The organism is Salinivibrio sp. IB872, assembly GCF_001995345.1.
GTDB classification, from domain to species: domain Bacteria; phylum Pseudomonadota; class Gammaproteobacteria; order Enterobacterales; family Vibrionaceae; genus Salinivibrio; species Salinivibrio proteolyticus.
In genome coordinates, this window is record NZ_MUFO01000007.1 from 63,280 (window position 1) to 86,715 (window position 23,436).

Here is a 23,436-nt window from a genome sequence, read left to right on the forward strand (position 1 = left end):
ATAGAAAAGAGTTGGCATGGAACAACATAGGCAAAAACAAACACAGGTAAATCGGTTTCGTGTCGCGGTCATTGGTGGCGGTGTCGCGGGAACAACGGCGGCGCTGCGGCTGGCAGAGCGTGGCATCGACACCCAGTTGTTTGAAGCAGGCACTGGGTTAGTGAATGGTCCCCCTATTTGCCACTTGCATGCAGGGGGCAACCTCTACCGCGAAATTTCACTCGATCAGTGCTTAACTTTGCTCGAGCAGTCCATCGCGACAGTGCGCATGTACCCACACTCAGTCAACCGTCGTCCTACGGTTCTGGCTGTTCCTCAGCAAGATAAAGGATCTCTGGATAGTGTGATTGCGCGCCTAGAGACCCTGCAAGCACGCTACGCGCAACTTGTCGAGATGGATAAAGCCAACAAGGTGATGGGCGAACCCGAAGAGTATTTTCGCCTCTTCCATCAAGCCGATTTAGCCGCGCTAAAACAGCGAGACTATGAAAGCTTAACCGACGCGGCCGAACGCTGGATGTGGCCCGTTGCACAGTCCTTGCGCCTCGATAGCATGAAGTATCCGCTGGTATTGGTACAAGAGTATGGTTTGAGTGTTTTCCGCCTTGCCGCTGAAGCGCAACTCGCCCTTGCCGACGTCTCGCACTGTCAGCTCGCGTTTAATCATAAAGTGATTAACACCCAAGCAAATGGCGCGGGGTGGACAGTCACCTACCAAGATGCACACGGGCAAGTTAAATCAACGGATGTGGATTATCTGATTAATGCGGCGGGTTTTAGAACCGGTACCATTGATGATCAAGCGGGTTTTGCGCGTCGTCGTCTTGTCGAATACAAAGCGGCTTACATTGCCCATTGGCCAAGCAGTACCTGTCAGTGGCCAGAAATCATTGTTCACGGTGAACGCGGTACGCCACAAGGCATGGCGCAGCTGACGCCGTATCCTGATGGCTTCTTCCAGCTCCATGGCATGACCAAAGACATTACTTTGTTCGAAGGGGGCTTAGTCAGTAGCACCCACGACTCGGCGCAGCCAGCTGTGGCTGCCGAGTATGTGAAAAACATCGATCAAGGTTGGTCATGGTCACATGCCTGCGAGCGCACCGAGCGGGCAATTGCGCACTTCGCGCAGTGGCTCCCTGATTTTCAGGACGCTGAAGTGGGGGGGAAACCACTGTGTGGCGCACAACAGATCCCCGGAGAGGATCCGTCTTTGCGTGCCTCTGATGTGTCGTTCGATGGTGAGCGTTATGCACGTATAGAGATTGTCAAAGCCTCTTCGGCACTGACTGCTATCAACAAGGTTCTCTCGCACTTTGAAGATGTTGGATGGCTTTCGCCTGACGCAACCTATCCTTTGCCGCGTCCGAGTCACGCGCAGATTGTTGCGACTGCGTGTCAATTAGCAACGGAGCGGGGCTACCCAGAAGGATTAGCCAAACCCGTGGGTTAATGGCGTATTGGCTCCCACAAAAAGAGCATGGCGTTTGCCATGCTCTTTGTCGTTAAGGGAAAATAATGGTGATAACCGCTATCAGGCTTGCTGTAAGTAGTCCAACACAACTTGGTGATGGTCTTTGGTTTTAAACTTGTTGAACACATGTTCAACATTGCCATCTTTGCCAATTAAAAAGCTGAGGCGATGAATGCCATCGTACTCTTTTCCCATGAATTTCTTCGGTCCCCAAACACCAAAAGCATCCGCGACAGCGTGGTCTTCGTCGCTTAACAAGGTGAAATTCAGTGAGTCACGCTCAACAAAGCGCGCCAGTTTTTTTACCGGATCGGGGCTTATCCCCAACACCACGGTGTCCAACGCATCCAGTTCCGCTTTGGTATCACGCAGTGAGCAAGCTTGCGTCGTACAGCCCGGGGTCATGGCTTTTGGGTAAAAGTAAACCAGAACACGCTTGTCGCCTTTGAATTGGCTAAGCGTGATCGTATCGCCATTTTGATCTTGCAGAGAGAAGTCAGGCGCGGTGGCGCCAGCAGTCAAGGTTTGCATGCGAGAGGTTTCCTTTTTGTTGTTCGCGAGTAATTCAACGATGATAGGGACTTGACGAATTTACGCAACCCGCTGATGTGGCGATCACTGTGCGCTGACATCCTTTGACCGGAAATTAACCCCCATGTTGGTCACCTTGAATGGTACCTTAATCACACGGTCTGGCAGCGACGAAAAAATTTTCTGGTAATCCTGTGTTGCGCGTAGGGTTGTTCTTGTGTTTGCCAGACGCCAAAAGTAACATTGCATCATTAACACGAAGGGAGACAAACATGGTTTCTGGAAGCATTGTGGCGCTTGTCACACCAATGGATGCACACGGCGAAGTTGATTACGTTAGCCTGAAAAAACTGGTCGAGTTCCATATCCAATCGGGAACCGATGCTATTGTCGCAGTTGGTACGACCGGTGAGTCGTCGACTGTTACGGTTGACGAACATATCAAGGTCGTTTTAAAGACCTTGGAATTCGCCGATGGCCGTATCCCTGTGATCGCGGGTACGGGGGCCAATGCCACTCATGAAGCTATTACTTTCAGTAAAATGTTTGCAGGCTCAGGCGTTGCAGCTTGTTTGAGCGTGACCCCTTATTACAACAAGCCGACCCAAGAAGGCTTGTTCCAGCATTACAAAGCGATCGCCGAAGCAAGCGATTTACCACAAATCTTGTACAACGTGCCTGGGCGTACCGCCGTTGACTTACAACCCGAAACCGTGGCGCGTTTGGCACAGTTTGACAACATCATCGGCTTAAAAGATGCCACGGCAGATGTGAGCCGCGTAGCCATTCATAAGGAACTTTGTGGCGACGATTTCCTCTTATTCAGTGGCGATGATTTAACAGGGCTCGATTTTGTGCTTGCAGGGGGCCACGGTGTGATCTCCGTGACCAATAACGTGGCTGCGGCACAGATGGCGAAAATGATCCAACTCGCCCGTGCCGGAGAGGCTGACCAAGCACACGCGATTAACGAAACCTTGATCCCATTGCATCGCCACCTCTTTGACGAGGCCAATCCGATTCCTGTGAAATGGGCAGTCCGTGAAATGGGCTTGATTGAGGATGGCCATCTACGTCTGCCATTAACCGAATTAAGCGAACACTTGCGCCCCACCGTGCGCGAGGCCATGCAGGTTGCAGGTGTTGTTTAAGCTGTTGGAGTGCGAATGAAACCAGTATTTAGGCTCGGCCTTTGTGCCATCATGGTAACCGGATTGGTTGCTTGCAGTGGTGGCGCCGAGCAACGTCGTCAGGCGAAAGATGATTTCGACTATTTAAACACGACCCCGCTTTCAGAATGGCAAACTTTGCCAGACCAAGCGCCCTACTTTTCAACCAACTACCAAATCCCATCACAAGATTTTGAGGGAGAGGTGGGTAAAGACGTAGACATTCGTCCGCCGCGTCAGGTGTTGGACCTTGTGCCGGGAGCACGCATTGAGCGAGACAGCCGCGGGGTTACCTTAGCGGTGGTGAATGAAAAGCAGCTGTCTTCACTTTGGCAAACCGTGGAGCGCTTGGCGGATGACGGCACCATCCCGGTTGCTCAGCGCGAAGAGAATCAGCTCGAGACGGGCTGGATTGCGTGGGAAAAAGAAGACAGCGAGCATCAGGCGCGCTTTCGTATTGCTCGCCTAGAGCAGGGCCGTCGTTTCGCCCTCGGTGTCAACTTGATTGAATGGCGTGCGCAAAAAGGTGAGCAGCCGCTGACACCCGCCCTAAGCGAGCGTTATAACACTCTGATGACTAATTTGATCACCGTGAGTCATGATGCCGCCTTGCGTGCCGAAGCTCGTCGTGTCGCGCAGCAGCGCCAGTCTGATATTCCAATCAGCTTTGGCACTGATCGCAGCGGTTTACCGGTTATTATTGCCCGCGCGCCGTATGATGTGGTGTGGGAAAAGCTGCCAGCGATCATCAAGCCGCTCGGTTTTTCCATTGAAAGCCGCAATCAGTCGCAAGGCACTGTGAAAACACGCCACGTCGCACCCAGCGATGAAAGTTGGCAAGCGTTGGGCGTTGCGCCAATTAGTTTAAGCGATAATAGCTATACCTTGCTGTTAGGCGATTTGGGGAACCGAACCTCAATCAACGTGACCACCAGCAAAGGGAAACCAGTGAAAGAGGAAACGCTCAAAGCCTTGAGTCCTGCACTGAAAGCGGTTATTGCCCAGCTTGGCAATGCGCCAACCCCATAATCACCCAGGGACGCCTCATGGCGTCCCTCGTTTTTAGCGCCTAATGGAGAGTATAGGTAATGGAAAAACGTGCTGAGTTGTATCGCGGCAAAGCGAAGTCTGTGTATGCAACTGATGATGAAAACCGCTTTATTCTGCACTTTCGTAACGACACCTCTGCGTTTGACGGTGAGCGAGTGGAGCAGCTAGATCGCAAAGGGGAAGTGAATAACAAGTTTAACCACTTCATCATGCAAAAGCTGGAAGCGGCTGGCATCCCGACCCAAATGGATCAGCTACTGTCTGATACCGAAGCGGTGGTAAAAAAACTGGAGATGATCCCAGTAGAATGTGTGGTCCGTAATATTGCCGCCGGCTCTTTGTGTCGTCGCCTAGGTGTTGAAGAAGGCACGGCGTTGACGCCACCGACATTTGAGCTGTTTCTTAAAAATGATGCGTTGCATGACCCTATGGTCAATGAATCGCTCTGTGAGTCGCTAGGGTTTGCCACACAAGCACAACTGGAGACCATGAAAGCGCTGACCTATCAGGTTAATGATGTGCTGAAAGCTTTGTTTGCTGAAGGTGACTTGTTGCTGGTGGATTACAAACTCGAGTTTGGTGTTGACCATCAAGGACACATTGTCCTCGGTGACGAGTTTAGCCCAGATGGCTGCCGCTTGTGGGATGCCAACACCCGAGAAAAGCTGGATAAAGACCGCTTCCGTCAAGGTTTGGGTGGCGTTGTTGAAGCCTACATTGAAGTGGCTAAGCGTATCGGCCTGAACCTGTAATTTTTTGGCTTAAAAACGCAAACGTTTGCGTTTATTTGAGAGAAAATAGCGCCATGATGGCGCTATTTTTTTGTCGATGGAGTGTCGTCGGGGTGTGTTTCGTCAGCGTCGGTTTTATCGTCAGGTTTATCTTTATATTTAAGCCCAAACTTAGCATTCGCTGTGTACTTAAGCGCCATAATATTGCTGACCACGACCGCGACCACAATCGCGATAATCACATAAGGATTGGTTAGCCATTCCATGAGTGCACCTCGCAGATGTTGGTGACATAGGTTGAATATATCCAATCTAGTTGTTCAAGAATAGCCTGCTGTCCCAGAATGGGCGCTTGCGCAATTACGCGATGCAAGCCATCTAAGGTCAAGGCATTAAGCAGAGGTTGGCTGGTGGCGATATGGCTAATGTGCCACGGCTCGCGAGCAACGCCTCCTTGGTCCTGCGCATAGGGGAAGAAAAATCCGTAGCGCGGCGCATGAGCGTGCAGCCAATTTGCGAATCGGGCCTGAGGCCCATGATCGTATTCTGCTTGTGTCAGCGCTAACGATTCACCGGGTGCCAATGCCTGTTGGTCAAACACATCCAAATCCGTTCCCCAATGATGACGGCTGGTGCCCGGCAGGGCGGACCAACGCAATATTGCTCGCACTCGCTCGTTATCGGTGAGGGTGTGAATGTCAATCGGTTGGCCGTGGTCGTCTAAGACCGGCTTTTCACCTCGGTATTTGCCATTCCAAATCGCCAGTTGTCTATCAAAAGACCGATGAGCACTGGCGATGGTTAGCGTAAAGCCGGCTTGTTGCGCACGGTGGCGCAATGCCTCAAGGTGCTCAAGCACTTCGGGGTGCAAACAAGGCGCATTTGGCCGGGCATTGATTGGCACGAGAAATTGCGTATCTTGCCCGGTTAATTGTGCAAGGCTTAAGGTCAACGTAGGGCTTTCTCCAGCACTTTTTGGTACATGTCGGTGAGCTTTTCAAGATCGGGAATGCTGACGCACTCGTTCACTTTATGAATTGTGGCATTCACCGGACCCAGTTCAATCACTTGTGCGCCCATTTTAGCAATAAAGCGACCATCAGACGTGCCGCCTGTGGTTAACAGCTGGGGCGTTTGATGATTGACTTCTTCCACCGCTTCGACCACTGCATCGAGTAGGGTGCCTTTGTCGGTTAAAAAGGGATCGCCGCTATGGGTCCATTCAAGACGATACTCCAACCCGTGAGCATCAAGGATGGAGTAGACCCGTTGCTTGATGGTTTCGCTATCAAGCTCGGTACTAAAGCGGAAGTTAAATTGTGCATGACACTCGCCCGGGATCACATTCGCAGCCCCAGTTCCCGCTTGAATGTTGGGAATTTGAAAGCTGGTCGGAGGGAAGAAGTCGTTCCCGTTATCCCACACCGTTTGCGCGAGCTCAGTCAGGGCCGGCATGGCCTGATGCACGGGGTTATTGGCTAAGTGAGGATAGGCCACATGCCCTTGAGTGCCTTGCACATACAAATCGCCGGTGATCGATCCGCGACGGCCATTTTTGACCACATCCCCCACATGATGGGTACTCGAAGGTTCACCAACAATGCACATATCAATGATTTCATCGCGTGCGACCAGTGTATCAACCACGCGCGTCGTACCATTGATAAATGGCCCTTCTTCATCCGAGGTGATCAAAAAGGCAATCGAGCCGGGATGGTTTGGGTTTTCAGCGACAAAACGCTCAACCGCCACCACCATTGCGGCCAGTGAACCTTTCATATCGGCGGCGCCGCGACCATGGAGATGGTCGTCAATCACCACGGCTTCAAACGGTGGCGTGTGCCACTGATCGCGCGGTCCGGCGGGCACCACATCGGTATGACCAGCAAAGGCAAATAATGGTCCTTGGGTGCCACGGCGTGCCCACAGGTTGGTGGTATCTTCAAAGACCATCGGCTCAATGGTAAAGCCCAATGCTTTTAAGCGTGCAATCATTACATCTTGGCAGCCCGCATCCTCTGGGGTGACTGATTCACGGTTAATCAAATCTTTTGCCAAAGACAGGGTAGCACTGTCAGTCATCTTAGTTTCCTTACAACGAGAATGAACGGAATATCACATTACGCAAAAATGTCAGCGTATTGGTTCTCTTTAAAGCCGAGATAGTAGCTACCCTTGTGTACGAGTAGGGGGCGTTTAATGATCGCAGGGTTATCGAGCATGATGGCTATCGCACTGGCTTCATCGAGGCTGGCTTTTTGCTCATCGCTCAGTTGGCGGTAGGTCGTACCGCGTTTATTCACCAACGCTTCCCAGCCGAGCTCAGCAACGAAGGTGCGCAGCAGCGACGCGTCTAAGCCATCCTTGCGATAATCGTGATACTGATAGTTGATGCCTTGGTTATCTAACCATTTCAGCGCTTTTTTTAGGGTGTCGCAGTTTTTAATGCCAAATACAGTTGTCATGATTTTTTAGATCGTGTTTTTGCGTGATTAAAGAGTGACACTGGTTGAGAGTGAACGCAATACCTAGCGCGGGATCGATGTGCTGATGAATAGCAAAGTAGAGATCTCGCGCAGACTGTGAATTCTCCCGCTAAATACGCCTGCAGCACGTCGATTTGATGGCGTTTTGATCGAACGCAAAACCTCCTATTACCCGACATGAATAATGGGATTAATCAGAACTTTCGGAGGTTCGTATGGAACTAAATCCTGTGTTTGCACGGCGCTTGTATCTCGCCGCGCTTGTTGAAGAAATGGAACGTCCTAATGTACCGCGCTTAATTGAAGCGACGGGCTGGCCACGTCGCACCATTCAAGATGTCTTAAAGTCGCTATCGGGCTTGGGAATCGATATGACCTTTATCCAAGATGGCAAGCGCCACAATGATGGGTACTACCAGCTAAAAGACTGGGGCCCCTTCCGCCGCGACTGGGTTGAAGATAAGAAGCGCGATATTCGTTCTTATATCAACTAAGGCGACGGTGTAATGAGTTTGGTATCGCGTAACGCCTGACGAATTGCGTCAGCGCGTCGTCGATTGGCACCAAAATCATAGTAGCCAACACGAGATGCGGAGCGCAGCGCCAGTTCTGTGCCGTGCACTGATATTTCGACGTCGTCGACAAAGCGCAGCACTGGGGTCGTGAAGGTAAAGTGGGCATAGTTATCTTGTTGAGAGATAAGCTTCGCGCCCGATAGACTGGCAATGGTGTTGACGATATCGTCAAACCGGACAGACTCACTGGTCAGGGTGAAAGGTGATAATGCAAACTTGGGTCGAGTATCCTTGCTTGATACGCAGTTAGGGCTGTCTCCACAGGCGGTAACCGGCGGCTGTTTCATGATCTTGTCTCCTGTCGAGCACCCTGTAAGCGTCAATGCCACGAGTAACCCCAATGTCCGTGTTCTTATCATTATCCCACCCATAGGTAACCAATAAAGCCAATCCAACTGATCACCAATAATAGCCAAGGTAGACGGCTATCGCTGCGATCGCGCGCAGATGTTGTCGGTTGTGGCGGTGCGCTAGCAGTGACAGTGTCGGTATGCTCACTCGCTTGTTTTTGTTTTTTCTTCCGAGCTTTGTCGTGTGCGCGCGCTTTGGCTTTTTGCTCTTTCTTATATTGCGCAATACCTTTCTCTATGCCTTGGGCAATCAGTTTGGTTTGGGCTTTAGTTTGCCCGGGCTTTTGTGTCGCTTTGGCCACACGCATGGCTTCTTGCTGTGTTTCAGGCGAGACAGCGGCTGCTTGTTTACCCATGTTCGCTCCGTACTGCGGATGATAAATCAGGTGAATAGAGTAACAAATTCTCATCAGGATCTTGCAGTTTTTCGGCGTGGGCGTCATGTTGGTCAATAGCGCAATGATATTGGCATACACATGGACACACTTCATCATTATGACGAGAAGGGCTTTTTAAAAGCGCCCGTAACTTATCTGATCTGTCTTATTTTATTAAGCCGTGCATGGTGGCTGCTGGCGATGGCAGGGGTTAGTCGACAGCAAGGCAGTGAATTGCTGGCACTATTTTATCCAGACAAATCTGCCTTGTACGCCAGTTTGGCGGTGGGCGTGTTGCCTCTCATACTTCTGTTGTTGGTTGGCAATTGTCACCGTGCACCTTGGTGGGCTCAGCGCCTTTGGCATTGGGGCTATGCCTTAATTTGGCCGGTCTGGTGCTGGGAAGGGGCGCAGGTGCTTAGGACGTTAATGGCCACTGACGGGCAGTTTCATTGGTTGATTGCATGCCACGGATTATGGGTGGTGTGGGGGAGCTTGTATTGGTTAAGAAGCCGACGGGTGAAACGTTTTTTTTACCAATTTATCCGCGGCTTACATTTAAGCGCCACAGACAACAATAAGTACAAAGGAGAAGTAACATGACACAGGCACAGTCCGCGATTGTCCCTGATGGTGGACCCTATGCATTGTATGTGATGCTTAAGGTCACTGACGATGCCGCCTTGGTGCTACAGCAATGTCAGCGGTTGGCTGAGATTGCTAAGCAAACGCAAGAGGTCTTCGGTGATGCTCAGATGGGCGTGGCGGTCGGATTTAGCCCTGCTTTTTGTCGTGCCCACGGGTTAGCTTATCCGGAGGGCGTGACAGACTTTCGTCCCCGAGAGAGTCGCAAACATCGGGCGCCTCACACTGACTGTGATGTTTTTATTCATCTTCATGGTTTGCGGCACGATTTGAATTTCTATGTTTTTCAACAATGGTTAACGCCCATTAAGAAAGTCGTGGATGTGGTGGATGAAACAGCAGGGTTCCGCTATCTCGATGCGCGCGATATGACAGGCTTTATCGATGGCACGGAAAATCCGCAAGGCCTTGCGCGTGAAGCGGTTGCAGTGATCCCAGACGGACCGTTTGCAGGGGGCAGTGTGGCTTTGGTCCAACGCTATGTCCATGATCTACCAGCTTGGGAGCGGTTACAGCAAGCGGCACAAGAAAAGGTGATTGGACGCACCAAGCCTGACTCCATCGAACTTGAGGACATGCCGGATACATCCCACGTTGGGCGGGTGGACATCAAAGAAAACGGGGTCGGCCTGAAAATTCTTCGTCAGAGCCTGCCATACGGCAGTGTCAGTGGCGAGCATGGGCTATTGTTCCTCGCCTATTGCCAACAGCAACATCCGTTGGATGTGATGTTAGATAGCATGTTTGGTGAACGCGATGGCAAAACCGACATGATGTTAAGCTTTACCCAAGCGGTGACCGGCGCCATTATGTTTATGCCTTCACAGACCACGTTAGCGCAATATGTGGAGCGTCTTAGCCAACCCGGTGTTGCATAACGGGCAATAAAAAACGCAGCCCGGAGGCTGCGTTTTCTTATCGTCGACCAAATTTGAATTACTTGGTCACGCGCAGTACAGGTGTTTCACCCACAGTGACGGCACCAGAAAGCTTAGTCAGCTCTTTGATCTCGTCCATGTTAGAGATAACAACTGGTGTTAGCGTTGATTTAGCTTTTTCTTCCAGCATGCCCAAGTCAAACTCGATCACGGTGTCGCCCGCTTTCACTGTTTGGCCTTCTTCTGCAATACGCTTAAAGCCTTCGCCTTTCAGCTCAACGGTATCAATACCGAAGTGAACGAAAAGCTCAACGCCATCTTCAGACTCGATAGAGAAAGCGTGGTTGGTTTCGAAAATCTTACCGATAGTACCGTTTACAGGTGCTACCATTTTGTCGCCTGAAGGCTTGATTGCAATGCCATCACCGACGATTTTCTCAGCAAACACAACATCAGGCACGTCTTCAATGTTGACGATCTCACCCGATAATGGGGCGATAATTTCAATAGCACTTGCGTCGTTGCTGTCTTCTGACACCAACTTCTTCAGTTTGTCGAACAGACCCATAGTGTTGCTCCTAAGCAGTAATTCTTTGCTGATTGTATATTAGCAGACGGTTTTTTCCGCAATAAATTTTTCGACATAGGCTTCGATTTCTGCCGCAGTTGGCAGATTGAGGGCTGTGTCGGCCATCGCTTTCACATCAGCAAAGTTGGCATTACGGATAATCTTCTTGATGCGAGGGATAGAGATGGCACTCATACTGAACTCATCCAGGCCCATACCCATCAATAGTAACGTTGCTTTCTCATCCCCTGCAAGTTCTCCGCACATTCCGGTCCATTTACCTTCGGCATGTGAGGCATCAATCACTTGCTTGATAACCGTCAATACTGCAGGTGACAGCGGATTGTACAAGTGAGAAATCAGTTCGTTGCCACGATCGACAGCCAGGGTGTACTGGGTCAAATCGTTGGTTCCGATGCTGAAGAAGTCAACTTCTTTAGCAAGGTGATGCGCAATGGCGGCGGCCGCTGGTGTTTCTACCATCACACCAATTTCTAGTGACTCATCAAAGGTGAGGCCTTCTTCACGCAGCTCAGCTTTGTAGGTCTCTAGCGCGGTTTTCAGCTCACGGATTTCTTCAACGGAGATGATCATTGGGAACATCACGCGGACTTTACCGTGTGCAGATGCACGCAAAATAGCACGGAGTTGGTCACGCAGAATTTCACGACGATCCAAGCTGATACGCACTGCACGCCAACCCAAGAATGGGTTCATTTCGTCAGGCAGGTCCATGTATGGCAGGTCTTTATCGCCACCAATGTCCATGGTACGGATGATCACTGGATGACCATCAACCGCCTCAGCGACCGCTTTGTACGCTTGATACTGTTCTTCTTCGGTAGGCAGTGAATCACGGTCCATAAATAGGAACTCGGTGCGGTAAAGACCGACACCTTCACCACCGTTACGGTTGACACCGTCACAGTCTTTGACAGTACCTACGTTACCGCAGACTTCAACTTGATGACCGTCCAGCGTAATTGCAGGCAAATCTTTCAATTTCGCCAGCTCAGCTTTTTCTGCTTGGTACTGATCGCGAATGGCTTTAAATTTCGCCAACTCGTCTTCAGATGGGTTCACAACAATCTTGTTGTTTACTGCATCCAGTACCAGCATGTCGCCATTTTTAATTTTCGCAGTCGCATCGTTAGTACCCACCACGGCTGGAAGCTCAAGTGAGCGTGCCATAATCGAGGTGTGAGACGTACGTCCGCCAATGTCTGTGATAAAGCCCAGCACATGGTTCAGGTCGATTTGCGCCGTTTCAGAAGGCGTTAAATCGTTGGCGACCAAGATCACTTGCTCGTTAATTGCACTGAGAGACACCATGTTGATGCCTAGCGCGTTTTTCACAAAGCGTGAGCCAATGTCACGAATGTCTGCGGCGCGCTCTTTCAGATAATCGTCGTCGAGTGACTCAAGTGTCACCGCTTGTTCTTCAATCACGCTGTAGATGGCGTGGTCGGCGGTTGCTAGGTTTGACTTGATGAAGCTGACAATTTCTTCTTCCAGTTCTTCATCTTCTAGCAGCATGATGTGACCTTCGAAGATGGCTTCTTTCTCTTCGCCGAAGGTTTCCCTTGCTTTGTCTTTGATCGCTTCAAGTTGCGTCTTAGACTTTTCGCGAGCATCCAATACGCGCTGAATTTCTTGATCGACTTGAGACGCGGCAATCTTGTTTTTATTGATTACAACGTCTTCTTCTTGCAGCAGCAGTGCTTTACCGAAAGCAATACCAGGTGATGCCAGGATGCCTGAAATCATAGCTTTACCTTACGTTTACCAAACTTAAAACCGATAGAAAAAGAGCCGGATTACTCCAGCTCGCCCATCAGTTTTACTAGGTGATCAACCGCTTCTTGTGCTTGCGCACCTTCAGCAGAGATAGTCACCATGGTGCCTTTGGTCAAGCCAAGGGTTTGAAGTTTGAACAGGCTTTTTGCGCTCGCGCTTTTACCGTTAGACTCAACAGTGATGTCAGCATCATAGGCTTTCGCATCTTTCACGAACTGCGCTGCTGGACGAGTGTGTAGGCCGTTTTCTGCAGTAATTTCAACTTGCTTCTTATACATGATTCACCCCGTATCTCTATTTTTTTAAATCTATGTATTAAATCTAAGATTAGCTTAACCGCTGACGGGCATTTTCGCTATCCGTTGGCGTTAACCTAACCAAGAAATTGACCGTATAGCTTAATCCATGTCAATTTCCTGTCATCTTTTTGCCGTTTTTGACCTTCCGCTCATCAGGTGATGTCGCTTTTATTTTGATGCGGAAAATAAAAAGGCAGACGTTTTTTACTAAAGCTTAATATAAAAATCAAACAAAAAAGGCCCGATGTGGGCCTTTTGTCAGGGGGAGGTAAATGTGCTTTACACACTAACCTGCTGTTACTGTTCGTTTTCTAGCTCGGTAAACATGCCTGCGAATAGCGGTGAGCTGAGATAACGTTCTGCAGCACTTGGCAAAATTGTGACGATCTTCTTGTTTGCAAACTCAGGAAGCTCAGCAATTTTGTTGGCAGCGACCACAGCCGCACCTGATGAAATACCGGCCAAAATGCCTTCTTCTTCCATCAGACGACGTGCCATTTCGATGGCTTCATCTGAGGTGACGGAAACCACTTTGTCGATCAGGCTGACATCCAAGTTTTTAGGAACAAAGCCCGCGCCAATGCCTTGAATTTTGTGAGGAGCAGGTTGCACATCGTCACCGGCCAAAGTTTGTGCAATCACAGGCGACTCTGCAGGCTCAACGGCGACGGTCGTGATCGCCTTACCTTGGGTGTTTTTGATGTAGCGGCTAACACCGGTCAGTGTTCCGCCGGTACCGACACCCGCAACAAACACGTCAATCTCACCATCTGTATCGTCCCACAGCTCAGGTCCCGTGGTCTTTTCATGAATTTCAGGGTTAGCAGGGTTATCGAACTGTTGCAGCATTAGGTATTTGCCGGGCTCTGCGGCCATGATTTCTTCTGCTTTTGCGATCGCCCCTTTCATGCCTTTCGGCGCTTCGGTCAGCACCAGCTTCGCGCCCAGCGCTTTAAGCAGTTTACGACGCTCTAAGCTCATCGACTCAGGCATCGTTAGGGTGAGTTTATAACCCCGTGCGGCGGCAACATAAGCGAGTGCAATCCCCGTGTTACCACTGGTCGGTTCAATCAGCTCAATACCGGGTTTCAAGGTACCTTTTTTCTCGGCGTCCCAAATCATGTTGGCGCCGATTCGGCACTTGACGCTGAAGCTCGGGTTACGCGCTTCGATTTTGGCGAGCACGTTTGGCTTAGCTACGCGATTGAGGCGAACCAGCGGGGTATTACCGATAGTTTGTGTGTTGTCTTCGTAAATCTTACCCATTGTATCGTTCCTTCATGACACCGATTAGTTTGGCTATAAGCATATCTCTGATGTCTGTTTTGAAAAGGATCAGTTGGTTATATCTTATTGTGACATCGACCAATATATGATTGGCAAATAGAAGAAAAGCCCACTGAAATTGTGAGCTTTTCTCTCTGAGCGTAGAGGCTTTTGGGTAAGGTCACAACCAGCTAGTAGCGCCCGAGTCGCGACTTATAAGTGTCGACCCATAATGCGGTGGCGCCACATACGGCAGCAGGCATGACTAACAGGTTCAGGATTGGCGTCATGGTAAACAGCATCACCACAGCCCCAAAACTGAGCGATGTACCTCTGCGTTGTTTCAGGCTGTCGCGCATGGTGGGGAAGGCCACCTTGTGGTTATCAAACGGATAGTCACAATATTGAATGGCCATCATCCAAGCACTGAATACAAACCACAACACAGGACCGAGTGTTTGGCCTAAGGCGGGGATCCATAATAGCAGCAGCAACCCCAGCGCCTTGGGAATGTAGTACATCAGTTTTTGCCATTCGCGTTTCATTACCCGTGGCAGATCTTTAACCACATCGAGCATGCCGTCATTGGGCGAGGGGGCGCCGGTCAGCTTGGCCTCTAAATGTTCCGCCAATAAACCGTTGAATGGTGCTGCAATCCAGTTAGCTAAAGTGCTAAAGAAGTAGGAAAACACCACTAAGATAGCAATCACGACCAGCGGCCAAAGCACAAACGACAGCCAAGATAGCCATTCTGGGAGGGTCGCAAGCCAAGTATCAATCCAATCGCCAAATTGAGACAACAAATAAGCAAATGCGCCGCCCATCAATAACACATTGACGATAATCGGGATCACGACAAAACGCCGTAGTCCCGGCGTCAGCATTAGTGAAAAACCTTGTAACAAATAGCCAGCCCCGCTTCGAGGCTGAGGATGAACACGGTGGGTCATGACATCTCCTTTTTGATTTGGGGTTATACTACTGGCCCAACCGAGGTGCTGACAACGGTCAAATGCGTGGAAACTTTACGCATTTCTGTCGCTGTATTCGTTAAATTCTCCCCAACTTTTGATACAGTTAACTAAGTTGACCGATTACGCATTGCGTTAGTCAATGTGGCCCGCTTATGATCGACAAAGCGTTTGCGTATCTGCGCACGCTATGCCATAAGCTAATCAATACGCTGAACAAACACAGATTTGAGAATCGACGATGCAGGAATTGCGCCTTGTACTGATTGTTTTGGGAGCATTAGCAATTGCAGCTTTGCTGTTGCATGGCCTCTGGACCAATAAGAAAGAAAAGAGCACCAAGTTTGGTGAAAAGCCGCTGGGAAAATTGGATGACAGCAAAGACGACCAAGGGTTTGATCAAGACGGGATAGGCGCAGTCCGAGTCGTCAAAAGCGCCTCTGGCGACAATCCGAAACCCAGCCGCAAAGAGCCAGCGGTTAGTTTTGGTGATAAACCCGATGTCGACCCCTTATTCGCCGACGAATCGGCGAAGACAGACCCCGTCGAGCCTGCTTTTCCATCCATGTCGGCGGCTGATGATGCCCCTGAGCCTGCTGCTAGCGAGCAATCCGCCGCGCCCTTTGCCGCCCATCAAGCAGAAGGTGGTGAGGATACTGCGCCGGTCAGTGATGACACGCCGCAACCAGACACTGCCGAGCATGACGCTGAGCAAAATGAAGCTGAAGCCGCTGAGACGGAAGATGAAACTGAAGTGCTTGTTTTGCATGTTCATGCCAACAACAATGCCATTTTCAACGGTCTTGACTTAACCAACAGCCTTGAACAGCATGGTCTGCGCTTTGGTGATATGGGGATTTATCACCGTCATTCCGATCCGTCAGGCACAGGCAAGGTGCTGTTTAGTGTCGCGAACATGGTAAAACCAGGCACCTTTGATATCGGTCATATTGATGGCTTTGAAACGCCGGGAATTAGCTTCTTTATGACTCTGCCTTGTTATGGTGAGCCTGAACAAAACTTCAAACTGATGCTACAAACCGCGCAGCAGATTGCTGATGAGCTTGGCGGGCTGGTGCTTGACGATGCGCGCGCCATGATGACGCCGTCTCGCCTTGACGAGTACCGAGAGCGGGTTAAAGCCTTCTCTGCATAGGTCGAAGTTGGTCGGTGATTGTTCATCGGCCAACCACCTGCTCGCACACATCTCCATCTTCGCCGTTAATACGTATATACTTGCCTGCCACTCAATCAGTCACAACAGATCAATCATGGCTTACAGCAAAGAACAACTGGATGCGTTGAAGCATCAGCTTAACTACCATGCCTATCGTTACTATGTCGAAGACAGCCCTGAGCTGCCGGACGCGGAGTACGATCGTTTAATGCAAACGTTGCTGGCCATTGAAGCTGAGCATCCTGAATGGGTGACGGCTGATTCGCCGAGTCAGCGTGTGGGTGGCGCACCGCTTAGCGCGTTTGAGACAGTGACCCACGAGTTGGCGATGTTATCTTTGGGCAATGCCTTCAGTGATGACGATCTGGCTGACTTTGAACGCCGCGTTAAAGACAGACTCGGTGATGGCGAGCCGGTCACCTATACCTGTGAGCCAAAACTTGATGGCTTAGCGGTTAGCTTGATTTACGAAAATGGTGTCTTGGTCCAAGCTGCGACCCGAGGCGATGGCACCACAGGTGAAAACATCACCCACAATGTGAAAACGATTCGTAACGTCCCGTTGACGTTGCAGGCGGGAGATTGGCCGATGCGCCTTGAGGTGCGCGGTGAAGTCTTTATGCCTAAAGCGGGCTTTGAAGCACTGAATGAAGCGGCCCTCAAGCGAGGGGATAAAACCTTTGCCAACCCGCGCAATGCTGCCGCTGGTAGTCTGCGTCAACTGGACCCTAAAGTTGCCGCCAGCCGTCCGCTTAGTTTTTACGCCTATGCCGTTGGCATTATGTCGACACCGTTTGGCGAAGGGCAGTTCCAACGCCTGCAAAAGCTTAAACAGTGGGGGCTAGCGCTTAGCCCTGAAGTCAAACAGGTGACGGATTTAGCTGGCGTCAAACGCTACTACCAAGACATCTTAGCCCGACGTGATGCATTGCCCTATGAAATTGACGGGGTGGTGATAAAAGTCGACAGCATTGAAAGCCAGCAAACCTTAGGCTTTGTTGCGCGCGCTCCCCGCTGGGCGATTGCGTATAAATTCCCAGCTCAAGAAGAAATTACCACCCTCAACGATGTTGAGTTCCAAGTGGGACGGACAGGAGCCATCACACCGGTCGCAAAACTGGCGCCTGTTTTTGTCGGGGGCGTGACGGTCAGCAATGCGACCCTACACAATGGCGATGAAATTGAGCGTTTAGGCGTTCATATCGGTGATACCGTGGTGATCCGTCGCGCGGGTGATGTGATCCCACAAGTGGTCGGTGTGGTAGAAAGTCGCCGTCCTGAACATGCGCAGCCGATTGTTTTTCCAACAGCCTGTCCTGTCTGTGATTCTGCGGTCACTCGTGTTGAGGGTGAGGCCGTGGCGCGTTGTACTGGCGGGTTAATTTGCCTTGCGCAACGTAAAGAAGCCATCAAGCATTTCTCCTCGCGTAAGGCGATGGATATTGATGGCCTCGGTGATAAAATCGTTGAGCAGCTGATTGAAAAAGAGCTGATTCATACCCCCGCTGATCTGTTTCGCCTCACGGCGGGCCGTGTCACCGCCTTGGATAGAATGGGGCCAAAATCAGCACAAAATCTGATTGATGCGCTAGAAAAAGCCAAAGCGACCACCTTGCCTCGATTTATCTATGCGTTGGGGATCCGTGAGGTTGGCGAAGCCACGGCACAAAATCTGGCCACACATTTTAAAACCCTCGACGCGCTGCGCGCTGCGGATGAAGAAGCCTTGATTGCGGTCCCTGATGTTGGGACGATTGTGGCGGGCCATATTGTTCGCTTCTTTGCCGAGCCCCACAACCAAGATGTGTTGGATGCACTGTTGGAAACTGGTATCCACTGGCCGGAAGTGGCCCAACAAACGGATGCGCAAGCACAGTCTTTGGCAGGGAAAACTATCGTGTTGACTGGTACCTTGTCGCAAATGTCGCGCACGGATGCAAAAGCCGCGCTGCAAGCGTTAGGGGCTAAAGTGACCGGAAGCGTATCGGCGAAAACAGATATCTTGATTGCCGGTGAAGCCGCTGGCTCGAAACTGACCAAAGCGCAAGATTTAGGTGTGACCGTGTTAGATGAAGACGGCATGCTGGCACTGATCAACCAATAAATACCGCGAGGCTTCGGGGGAATCCCGTGGCCTCGATTGTGGAATTTACCTGTACTGGTAAACTAACTGTCACTCATCATTCTCACCACTGGGATAGGGATCCTAATGACTATCAAAACCCGCTTTGCCCCCAGCCCAACCGGCTTTTTGCACGTGGGCGGTGCGCGTACAGCACTCTATTCTTGGCTAGCAGCACGCAGCCAAGGCGGTCAATTTGTATTGCGTATTGAAGATACTGATCTTGAGCGTTCAACCCAAGAGGCCATCGACGCCATCTTAGAAGGGATGGAATGGTTGGGTTTAACGTGGGATGAAGGTCCCTATTATCAAACCAAGCGTTTTGACCGATATAACCAGCTTGTTGACCAACTTTTGGCGGAAGACAAAGCCTATAAATGCTATGCCCCGAAAGAGCTGCTCGATGAGATCCGTGAGCAACAAAAAGCAGACGGTCTTAAGCCACGCTACGACGCTGATCATCCAAAAGTGATTGAAGCGAATCAAAACGCCAAGGCGGATGACCCGCATGTGATCCGTTTCCGCAACCCGAAAGAGGGTAAGGTTGTCTTTGACGACAAGATCCGCGGCCGTATTGAAATTGCGAACAGTGAACTGGATGATCTGATTATCCGCCGTACCGACGGCAGCCCAACCTACAACTTCTGTGTGGTTGTGGATGACTGGGATATGGGGATCACCCAAGTTGTGCGTGGTGAAGACCACATCAACAACACACCACGTCAGATCAATATCTACAAAGCGCTGGGCGCACCGGTTCCTGAGTTTGCGCATTGCTCGATGATCCTTGGTGATGACGGTGCGAAACTGTCTAAGCGCCACGGTGCGGTCAGCGTTATGCAATATCGCGATCAGGGCTTCTTGCCTCATGCGTTGCTGAACTATTTGGTGCGCTTGGGCTGGTCACATGGTGACCAAGAAATTTTCTCGCTCGATGAGATGATTGAACTGTTTAGCCTTGAAGCGATCAGCAAGTCAGCCTCAGCGTTTAACACTGAAAAGCTGCTGTGGTTGAACAACCACTACATTAAGCACGCCGACCCGCAAGAGGTCGCGCAGCACCTGCAGTGGCACCTCGATCAAGCTGGTATCGACATTAGCCAAGGCCCGGCCATCACCGACGTGATCCAGCTGGTCGGCGAGCGTTGTCATACCTTGGTAGAGCTGGCGGAGCAAAGCCGTTACTTCTATCAAGACTTTGATGAGATCGATCCAGCAGCGGCGAAAAAGCACCTGCGTCCGGTGGCTCTAGAGCCATTACAAGTGGCGAAAGGCAAAATTGAAGCGCTGCAAGACTGGAGCGTGGATGCCTTAAAAGCGGTGATCGCCGATACCTGTACCGACTTGGATGTGGGCATGGGCAAAGTGGGTATGCCATTGCGTGTTGCGGTCACTGGTGGTGGTCAGTCGCCTTCTGTGGATGCGGTCATGCACCTGATTGGTAAAGACCGTGTGGTCGCGCGTATTGAGCAAGCGATTAAGCTTGTTGAAGCGCGTGCGGCGCAAGGTTAATCAACCCAACCACCTTAGGTGGGAAAATCCAAAAGGGCGCTAGGCGCCCTTTTTCGATCGGGGATTAGTGCGAGCCTTCTTCCATCTGCGCACTGTCAACAATATGGTTTTCGCCCATTTTACGTGGCAACACAAGGTTGAGCACAATCGCGACCAGACCACACAGGCTAATGCCTTGTAAGCTGAAATCGCCGATGCCAAAGGCCATCCCGCCAATACCAAAGACCAAGGTCACACCGACAATCGCGAGGTTGCGAGAGTCATGTAGATCGACTTGATTGCGGATCAGGGTATTTAATCCCACCGTCGCGATAGAGCCGAATAACAAGATCATGATCCCGCCCATGACAGGCAAAGGAATGGTCAGTAACACCGCGCCCAGCTTACCGACAAAGGCCAACACAATCGCCGTTAATGCAGCATAGGTCATAATCACTGGGTTAAACGCTTTGGTGAGCATCACGGCACCGGTGACTTCGCTGTACGTGGTGTTAGGTGGTGCACCGAACAAAGACGCGGCAATGGTCGCGGCACCGTCACCTGCCATGGTGCGGTGAAGACCGGGTTTTTTCAGGTAGTCTTTGCGGGTGACATTCGAAATCGCCAGCATATCGCCCACATGCTCAACAGCGGGAGCGATCGCCACGGGGATCATGAATAAGATAGCGTTGATATTAAATTCAGGCAGTGTAAAGGCGGGCATGGCGAACCAGCTTGCTTGAGTCACAGCGCTGAAATCGACCACACCCATGATGAGGCTGGCGATATATCCCACCACGATACCCGCCAAGATCGGCACCAACTTAAAGAAGCCTTTAGCAAACACACTGATCACTATGGTGGTCAGCAGCGATAGCAACGAAATCCAAATCGCAACATCACCGGCGATAATTTGCGTGCCGCCATCGCCGCTTTTCCCCAACGCCATATTGACCGCGGTTGGCGCAAGCCCCAGACCAATCACCATAATGACAGGACCCACCACCACAGGTGGCAACAACTTGTGAATAATGTCGACGCCTTTGACACGGATAATGCCGCCCATAATCAGGTAAACCACCCCAGCCGCCATTAGACCGCCCATAGTAGCGGGAATACCAAAGTTGTTAACACCGTAAAGAATGGGAGCGATAAAAGCGAAAGAAGAGGCGAGGAAAATGGGGACGGAGCGACGGGTGATAAGTTGAAAAATCAGGGTTCCAATACCGGCACCAAAGAGGGCCACATTGGGGTCAAGCCCGGTTAATAATGGCACCAATACCAATGCGCCAAATGCAACAAATAGCATCTGTGCGCCTTGTAAAACTTGCATCATAGTCTCACCTCCAAAAAAAATCGCGAGATGTTAGCACAAAGCCAAGATGTGATGCTTGTCATATTTATCAATGTGAGATCGGTAGCAAAAAAACAATGTAACGGATTGCACTTTAGTGGCGAGACCCAGCGCGCTGAGAGGACTATGTGAGCTAGCGGTTAGGAATCTGGTCTTTTTTAGGTAAGAGCATTGCTGAGAGAGGACAAGAGCGCTTATGATCCCAACATCCCATCAATCAATGTGGAAAAACTATGATCCGATTTGTAATGGCCGTGATGGCTATGCTGTGGCTACCCAGTGCCTTTGCCAGTAATTTGTACCATGCAAGCGTACCGTTAGATAACGGCGCTCAAACATCGCAACAAGCGGCTAAGCAACAAGGCTTGCTGGATGTGTTGGTCAAAGTCTCGGGACAACGTGACATTGCCGATAATCCCAGTGTGCAGAATCGTCTTAATGATGTGGATGGTTTGATCACCCAGTTAGGGTATGGTGAAACGGCGCGTACGGAGAACAATGAATCGGTACGGACCCTTGAAGTGGGCTTTGATAGCCAGCAAGTGCAAGCGCTGCTGCGTGATGCGGGGTTGCCTTTATGGGGTACGCCGCGTCCGTCCGTCTTAGTATGGCTGGTGGACGATCGTGGTGCTGAACGCGAGATTGTGTGGGAACAAAGCGATGTGGCTTTGGTTGACGCCTTGCGAGACAGTGCTGCCAAGCGTGGTTTGCCCGTATTGGTGCCGGTGGGTGATTTTGATGATCTGATGGCTATCTCTGCCAGTGATCTTTGGGGAGGCTTTATTGGTCCGGTTAGCGATGCAAGTCAGCGCTATCAAGCGGACGGTATTGTGATTGCCAAACTGACCCCGCAGGGCATACGTTGGCAATTTTTCCCCGATGCGAGCGACTTGCAAGCCGATCAACAGCGCGGGCAAGGTGACAGTGCGGCCATGATCAATGCGGTTGCCGATTATTATGCGACCCGTACTGCCGTGGTGTTTGATCAAAATGATGATAGTCAAGCGGTGACGTTGGCGATTGCAGGCGTACAAGGTGGTGATGATTATGTCCAGCTAGAGCGCACATTAGCGGGATTAAATGCGCTACAAAGCGCACATCTAGCGGAGCTCGAAGGAGATGCGTTGCGATTTACGGTACGTTTAGCTGCGTCACAACAAGCACTGATTAACGAGCTGACCGCGAATCGCGAAATCCGTCTTATGACCCCGCAAGAACGGCTCGATTATGCGGGTAATGAGAAGATGGAAACGTCACCACAGCAGCCAGCCGGTTCAGCATTAGATAGCTCGGACGAGGGCGTTCGACTCAACAATGAGCAGACACTCGAAGGAGATGTTTTGGCTGAGGATGACACGACACTGTGGTTTGTTTGGCAGTCTTCGTAACCGCATGCCGACGACACACGACACGAATAGAAAGGCCGGCGTATGACGCTGGCCTTTTTCGTTTGGCTGTCCCGTTTAAGATAGATGGTTCATCGCTGCGACTACCAGCTGGCCGGGCTAAATTGCTGACCTGCAAGTGCCGCTTCGACCATCAGGCCACCCTTAGCATGGGTAAAGACAGTCAGACCATTAACGTAATAGGCTTTTGATTGACGGTTGCTGGCTGACGCCGAGGTGCCTGCGGTGCCGGCTTGCGCAGAGGCGCCTTCGGTTAAGGCAGTCGCGGAGGCTTGTGCGCCCAGCTCTACTTGTCCTTTCATAAAGCGGTCATACGCGGCTTGATCTTCAAAAAAGACGATTTCGCTGAAGGCTTGTCCGCCAAAAGTAAGACCGACCGACACTTGCTTTAACTCGGCTGCACTGACCGGCTGACCTTGGCGGTAGACCACACCCTTACCGTATGCGCCGCCCACCCAAAAGCCGCCTTTACCGACTGAAGGAAACACGGCATAGCCATAGGCGTTATCAAAAAAGGGTTGGGTTTGCGGATATTGATAAAACTGATCGCGTGCCAGGTTTGCTTGGCTAATTTGATCCTGCTGAGAATGGGTAGCACAGCCCACTAGGGCGGTCAGTGCCACTAATGCCATGCTCAACCATACATAAGAACGACGTAACATGTTTTTATCCCTCTTCGTCATCAAAGTGAGTCTTTCACATCACACGTTACGTCAGTT

The 23,436-nt window shown here is 50.8% G+C and carries 25 protein-coding genes; 11 read left to right on the forward strand and 14 right to left on the reverse strand.

What is annotated here, in order from left to right; all coding sequences use genetic code 11:
• Window positions 1-16: 16 nt before the first annotated feature.
• Window positions 17-1,453 carry an FAD-dependent oxidoreductase gene (locus BZJ18_RS05155; RefSeq protein WP_077455587.1) on the forward strand — a complete coding sequence of 479 codons (1,437 nt, stop codon included), beginning with the start codon at window positions 17-19 and terminating at the stop codon, window positions 1,451-1,453.
• 81 nt (window positions 1,454-1,534) lie between these two features.
• Here BZJ18_RS05155 and bcp read toward each other — a convergent pair whose 3' ends face one another.
• Complete coding sequence (bcp, locus tag BZJ18_RS05160) at window positions 1,535-2,005, reverse strand: thioredoxin-dependent thiol peroxidase (protein ID WP_077455588.1); 471 nt, start codon at window positions 2,003-2,005, stop codon at window positions 1,535-1,537.
• A gap of 272 nt (window positions 2,006-2,277) precedes the next feature.
• Here bcp and dapA point away from each other — a divergent pair, with 272 nt between their 5' ends.
• Genes dapA through purC form a run of 3 tightly spaced genes read left to right on the forward strand, consistent with a single transcriptional unit; the run spans window position 2,278 to window position 4,976 of the window.
• Window positions 2,278-3,156 (forward strand): 4-hydroxy-tetrahydrodipicolinate synthase, encoded by an 879-nt coding sequence (dapA, locus tag BZJ18_RS05165; protein WP_069587411.1) that lies wholly within the window; start codon window positions 2,278-2,280, stop codon window positions 3,154-3,156.
• A gap of 15 nt (window positions 3,157-3,171) precedes the next feature.
• Window positions 3,172-4,203 (forward strand): outer membrane protein assembly factor BamC, encoded by a 1,032-nt coding sequence (gene bamC, locus BZJ18_RS05170; RefSeq protein ID WP_077455589.1) that lies wholly within the window; start codon window positions 3,172-3,174, stop codon window positions 4,201-4,203.
• 59 nt (window positions 4,204-4,262) lie between these two features.
• Window positions 4,263-4,976, forward strand: a complete 714-nt coding sequence (gene purC, locus BZJ18_RS05175) for a phosphoribosylaminoimidazolesuccinocarboxamide synthase (protein WP_077455590.1) — start codon at window positions 4,263-4,265, stop codon at window positions 4,974-4,976.
• Window positions 4,977-5,038: 62 nt separating this feature from the next.
• Here purC and BZJ18_RS05180 read toward each other — a convergent pair whose 3' ends face one another.
• From BZJ18_RS05180 to BZJ18_RS05195, 4 genes are read right to left on the reverse strand one after another with little or no spacing between them, the layout of a single operon-like run.
• Complete coding sequence (locus BZJ18_RS05180) at window positions 5,039-5,221, reverse strand: DUF2897 family protein (RefSeq protein WP_069587408.1); 183 nt, start codon at window positions 5,219-5,221, stop codon at window positions 5,039-5,041.
• Complete coding sequence (locus BZJ18_RS05185; protein WP_077455591.1) at window positions 5,209-5,907, reverse strand: M15 family metallopeptidase; 699 nt, start codon at window positions 5,905-5,907, stop codon at window positions 5,209-5,211. The genes BZJ18_RS05180 and BZJ18_RS05185 overlap by 13 nt, the downstream gene beginning before the upstream one ends.
• On the reverse strand, window positions 5,904-7,037 hold the full coding sequence (dapE, locus tag BZJ18_RS05190; RefSeq protein ID WP_069587406.1) for a succinyl-diaminopimelate desuccinylase: 1,134 nt from the start codon (window positions 7,035-7,037) through the stop codon (window positions 5,904-5,906). The genes BZJ18_RS05185 and dapE overlap by 4 nt, the downstream gene beginning before the upstream one ends.
• Window positions 7,038-7,075: 38 nt before the next feature.
• The gene (locus BZJ18_RS05195; protein ID WP_077455592.1) at window positions 7,076-7,423 is read right to left on the reverse strand and encodes an ArsC family reductase; all 348 of its coding nucleotides are present in this window, start codon (window positions 7,421-7,423) and stop codon (window positions 7,076-7,078) included.
• Between the two features lie 233 nt (window positions 7,424-7,656).
• Here BZJ18_RS05195 and BZJ18_RS05200 point away from each other — a divergent pair, with 233 nt between their 5' ends.
• Entirely contained in the window at window positions 7,657-7,935 is a 279-nt protein-coding gene (locus BZJ18_RS05200; RefSeq protein ID WP_025740011.1) for a winged helix-turn-helix domain-containing protein, read from the forward strand.
• Here BZJ18_RS05200 and BZJ18_RS05205 read toward each other — a convergent pair.
• Window positions 7,932-8,303 (reverse strand): DUF1499 domain-containing protein, encoded by a 372-nt coding sequence (locus tag BZJ18_RS05205; protein WP_158011252.1) that lies wholly within the window; start codon window positions 8,301-8,303, stop codon window positions 7,932-7,934. The genes BZJ18_RS05200 and BZJ18_RS05205 overlap by 4 nt on opposite strands.
• 71 nt (window positions 8,304-8,374) lie before the next feature.
• A complete protein-coding gene (locus tag BZJ18_RS05210) occupies window positions 8,375-8,722 on the reverse strand; it encodes a DUF2956 domain-containing protein (protein WP_069587480.1) in 348 nt (115 codons plus the stop codon).
• A gap of 120 nt (window positions 8,723-8,842) precedes the next feature.
• On the opposite strand from BZJ18_RS05210, the gene BZJ18_RS05215 reads away from it, so the two are divergent.
• Both BZJ18_RS05215 and BZJ18_RS05220 read left to right on the forward strand, forming a co-directional pair.
• A complete protein-coding gene (locus BZJ18_RS05215) occupies window positions 8,843-9,346 on the forward strand; it encodes a DUF2919 domain-containing protein (protein ID WP_077455594.1) in 504 nt (167 codons plus the stop codon).
• The gene (locus BZJ18_RS05220) at window positions 9,343-10,266 is read left to right on the forward strand and encodes a Dyp-type peroxidase (RefSeq protein ID WP_077455595.1); all 924 of its coding nucleotides are present in this window, start codon (window positions 9,343-9,345) and stop codon (window positions 10,264-10,266) included. Before BZJ18_RS05215 ends, BZJ18_RS05220 begins: the two co-directional genes overlap by 4 nt.
• 58 nt (window positions 10,267-10,324) lie before the next feature.
• Here BZJ18_RS05220 and crr read toward each other — a convergent pair whose 3' ends face one another.
• From crr to cysZ, 5 genes are all read right to left on the reverse strand, one after another.
• On the reverse strand, window positions 10,325-10,834 hold the full coding sequence (gene crr, locus BZJ18_RS05225; protein WP_069587401.1) for a PTS glucose transporter subunit IIA: 510 nt from the start codon (window positions 10,832-10,834) through the stop codon (window positions 10,325-10,327).
• Between the two features lie 39 nt (window positions 10,835-10,873).
• Entirely contained in the window at window positions 10,874-12,601 is a 1,728-nt protein-coding gene (gene ptsI / locus BZJ18_RS05230) for a phosphoenolpyruvate-protein phosphotransferase PtsI (RefSeq protein ID WP_077455596.1), read from the reverse strand.
• A gap of 50 nt (window positions 12,602-12,651) precedes the next feature.
• Entirely contained in the window at window positions 12,652-12,909 is a 258-nt protein-coding gene (locus tag BZJ18_RS05235) for an HPr family phosphocarrier protein (RefSeq protein WP_069587399.1), read from the reverse strand.
• A 318-nt stretch (window positions 12,910-13,227) separates the two neighbouring features.
• The gene (gene cysK / locus BZJ18_RS05240) at window positions 13,228-14,196 is read right to left on the reverse strand and encodes a cysteine synthase A (RefSeq protein WP_077455597.1); all 969 of its coding nucleotides are present in this window, start codon (window positions 14,194-14,196) and stop codon (window positions 13,228-13,230) included.
• 191 nt (window positions 14,197-14,387) lie between these two features.
• A complete protein-coding gene (gene cysZ, locus BZJ18_RS05245; protein ID WP_077455598.1) occupies window positions 14,388-15,146 on the reverse strand; it encodes a sulfate transporter CysZ in 759 nt (252 codons plus the stop codon).
• Window positions 15,147-15,408: 262 nt separating this feature from the next.
• On the opposite strand from cysZ, the gene zipA reads away from it, so the two are divergent.
• The 3 genes from zipA to gltX all read left to right on the forward strand — a co-directional run bounded on the left by zipA (window position 15,409) and on the right by gltX (window position 19,978).
• Window positions 15,409-16,323, forward strand: coding sequence for a cell division protein ZipA (gene zipA, locus BZJ18_RS05250; RefSeq protein WP_077455599.1), 915 nt, complete (start codon window positions 15,409-15,411; stop codon window positions 16,321-16,323).
• A 115-nt stretch (window positions 16,324-16,438) separates the two neighbouring features.
• Window positions 16,439-18,448, forward strand: coding sequence for an NAD-dependent DNA ligase LigA (gene ligA / locus BZJ18_RS05255; protein ID WP_077455600.1), 2,010 nt, complete (start codon window positions 16,439-16,441; stop codon window positions 18,446-18,448).
• Between the two features lie 105 nt (window positions 18,449-18,553).
• Window positions 18,554-19,978, forward strand: a complete 1,425-nt coding sequence (gene gltX / locus BZJ18_RS05260; protein ID WP_077455601.1) for a glutamate--tRNA ligase — start codon at window positions 18,554-18,556, stop codon at window positions 19,976-19,978.
• A 64-nt stretch (window positions 19,979-20,042) separates the two neighbouring features.
• Here the strand turns inward: gltX and BZJ18_RS05265 are convergent, their stop codons facing one another.
• Window positions 20,043-21,293: a uracil-xanthine permease family protein gene (locus BZJ18_RS05265; protein ID WP_077455602.1), complete on the reverse strand. Its 1,251-nt coding sequence runs from the start codon at window positions 21,291-21,293 to the stop codon at window positions 20,043-20,045.
• 251 nt (window positions 21,294-21,544) lie between these two features.
• On the opposite strand from BZJ18_RS05265, the gene BZJ18_RS05270 reads away from it, so the two are divergent.
• Window positions 21,545-22,699, forward strand: a complete 1,155-nt coding sequence (locus BZJ18_RS05270) for a DUF2066 domain-containing protein (RefSeq protein ID WP_077455603.1) — start codon at window positions 21,545-21,547, stop codon at window positions 22,697-22,699.
• A 101-nt stretch (window positions 22,700-22,800) separates the two neighbouring features.
• Here the strand turns inward: BZJ18_RS05270 and BZJ18_RS05275 are convergent, their stop codons facing one another.
• Window positions 22,801-23,379, reverse strand: a complete 579-nt coding sequence (locus BZJ18_RS05275; RefSeq protein WP_077455604.1) for a YSC84-related protein — start codon at window positions 23,377-23,379, stop codon at window positions 22,801-22,803.
• Between the last annotated feature and the right edge of the window lie 57 nt (window positions 23,380-23,436).